The 2684-nt window shown below is 41.1% G+C and carries 2 protein-coding genes and 1 pseudogene; 1 reads left to right on the top strand and 2 read right to left on the bottom strand.

Annotation, left to right across the window (positions count from 1 at the left end; genetic code table 11):
- Window positions 1-514, bottom strand: a 514-nt coding sequence (locus tag VLN09_RS11955) for an S-adenosylmethionine:tRNA ribosyltransferase-isomerase (RefSeq protein ID WP_325246799.1), incomplete at its 3' end; no start/stop codon positions are given.
- Between the two features lie 135 nt (window positions 515-649).
- Window positions 650-1765, bottom strand: a complete 1116-nt coding sequence (dinB, locus tag VLN09_RS11950) for a DNA polymerase IV (protein WP_325246797.1) — start codon at window positions 1763-1765, stop codon at window positions 650-652.
- Between the two features lie 140 nt (window positions 1766-1905).
- On the opposite strand from dinB, the pseudogene VLN09_RS11945 reads away from it, so the two are divergent.
- A pseudogene (locus VLN09_RS11945) lies at window positions 1906-2512 on the top strand (RNA-guided endonuclease TnpB family protein); the annotation flags it as partial.
- Between the last annotated feature and the right edge of the window lie 172 nt (window positions 2513-2684).

Raw genomic sequence — 2684 nt, 5'->3', positions numbered from 1 at the left:
TATGACCATCAGCAAGCACAAGCCCTTGCCCAAGTTTCAAAGCTTTACTGGCTTTGATATGGCAAAGAGCGATATGTTTTTCTGCAATAGTCGTCATGTCTATGGTTTCATAATTTGACGTTATTGCGTCTAAATCTGTGCTACTTAAATCTGAAAGGGTAACCAAACGCTCAATTAATACTTCAATCTTTCCGCCAGTATCTTTTTGACCAAATAAGCGCGCTTTCATCACCTTGGTGTCGTTAAAAACAATCAGATCCCCGGCATTGAGTATTTCAGGTAACTCAGAAAACAGCTTATCTTCAACCTGACTGCCATTGTTTTTATTATCATTGTTAGCCGGTAGATAAAGAAGCTTTGACGCGGAGCGCTGCGCCAATGGATAACGAGCAATCAGCTGGTCTGGCAGCTCATAATCATAATCATCAACACTTAAATACTCTAAAATATCGTCATTATGACTAGCAGTGATTTTAGAGTTATTATTTAAGGTTTGAGGTTCAGAATCAGTCATAAGAAAGTCTTTCGATAGAAGGGAATTTTGAGAGCAATTGTAGCAGAAATGACGATATGAAAGAACGTTTTACTAAGTGCTAAGTATTTATCTACTACATACAATAAATAGCCTAAGCATAGTAATGCAAACAATCTATTCAAATAAATTTAATTGTGGCGTAACTTGTGTGGCAAGTGTCAGTGAAGAGAATATCACCCCAACCAATCGAATAGGAAGAGCCCGCGGAATGTCCAAAAATAATTTATCTAACCAAAAGTGAGCGGATTCTGCGCTAGCAAATGCCGTCGATAAGGTATGAGAGCGCGTGACTTGAGTAAAGTCAGCATATTTTACTTTTAGAGTAATGGTATAGGCAATGAGCTGTTTTTTGTGCAGCTGATTAAAAGCGTCGGTATTTTGTACATAGATTTGTATTTTCAGTTCATTATCATCTGTTAAATTGTCTCTAAAAGTAGTCTCAGAACCAACCGACTTATGGATGCGCTCAGACTTGACCGCTCGCTCGTCACGCCCGTGAGCGATATCATGATAAAACTGTCCACGCTTACCAAACTCATTAATCAAGATGGCAGCTGGCGTGCGCCGAAGGTCAGCGCCGTGACTGACTCCCATCGCATGCAGTCGTTTTGCCGTTGCCTTACCAATGCCGTGAAAGCGCTCAATAGGCAGGGTGCTAATAAATGCTTCGGCATCCGCTGGCGTGATGACCGCGGTGCCATTGGGTTTATTAATGTCAGAGGCGATTTTCGCTAGCATCTTATTAAATGAGACACCAGCAGAGGCGTTGAGACCCGTTTGTTCTAAAATCTGCGCTCGTAACCAATTTGCCATTAATGTAGCTGAGCCTTGATAAACAGACAATCCAGTGACATCGAGATAAGCTTCATCTAATGATAATGGCTCAACGTGCGGGGTAAGACTGTGCATGATACGACGTATTTCAGCACTGACAGCACGGTACACATCAAAGCGTGGCGGCACAAATATCACCTCAGGACAGCGCTTTCTGGCTTCATAGCATGACATAGCAGAGCGTACGCCAAATTTACGCACTTCATAACTGGCAGCAGCAACCACGCCGCGACCATTGGGGTCGCCGCCAACCACCAATGGCTTACCACGCAGCTCAGGAAAATCACGCTGTTCTACACTGGCGTAAAAAGCATCCATATCGATATGAATGATTTTACGCAGGTTTGATTGGTTGATGACAGTTGTGTTTGTTGCTGTCGTAACGTGTGTTGTCATAGAGACTATTTTACCCTCATTTTATCAAAAAGCGCCGTAAAACCAAGTCACTTCTAGGGCATGGATATCAGGCGTCAGCTGTTGTCGTGTAGCTTTGAAACAACCTTGTTAACCAAATCCATTGGGATCATAATCATCCCATGAAAACGCTCAAATTACGCATTAAAGACAAACACGCGGTTCAGCTAAATATCTTAGCTAGGTCAGTCAATTTTGTCTGGAATTACGTCAATGAGTTGAGTTTTAAACACTTGCAGCGTACAGGTCAATTCTTTTCAGCCTATGATTTGGCAGCTTACACTAAAGGCAGTGGCGAGTATCTACATCTACATAGCCAAACCTTGCAAGCCATCGCTGAAACCCACGCTAAGAGCCGTAAACAATTCAAAAAAGCCAAATTAAAATGGCGCACCAATAATCCAAAAGCCAAGCGCAAAAGTTTGGGTTGGATTCCTTCTCAAAAAAACCGCCATTAAGTGCTTAGGCACAAAGCAATCAGGTAAAAAGAGCTTAAAAACCACCATTCAACTCAGCCTTACTAAAGGTCAAAAACTCACTATTGATGTGTGGGACAGTTATAACTTAGCGCTCTATAGTATTAATACCTGTGAATTGGTGCAAGACAGTCGCGGTTTTTGGTATGCCTGTATTACGGTTAAAGAGTTTCCAACAGCGGTTTGTGGTGATGGTAAAGTCGGTATTGATTTGGGCTGTAAAGATGCAGCAGTGAGCAGTGATGGCGATAAATAAGACCTCCCATTCGCTTTGGCGATTTTCTGTATTTATTCGCATTTTATCTATATCAAAAATAAAATTTTAAATAATAAAAGCGTAATATAAGCAAACTTTTATCTATTAATTATTAATTTCATCATAATTAAGCCAAAAAACAGCCCTTATCTTGCCTTTTTCTATATCC

Origin of the sequence: Psychrobacter sp. (genome assembly GCF_035469765.1) — a bacterium.
Classification (GTDB): Bacteria; Pseudomonadota; Gammaproteobacteria; order Pseudomonadales; family Moraxellaceae; genus Psychrobacter.
The sequence above is the reverse complement of the archived record's forward strand: the minus strand, read 5'-3'. Positions and strand labels throughout refer to the sequence as shown.

Coding starts and splice junctions, on each gene's coding strand:
- dinB (WP_325246797.1), bottom strand. CDS start 1,765: ATGACAACACACGTTACGACAGCAACAAACACAACTGTCATCAACCAA.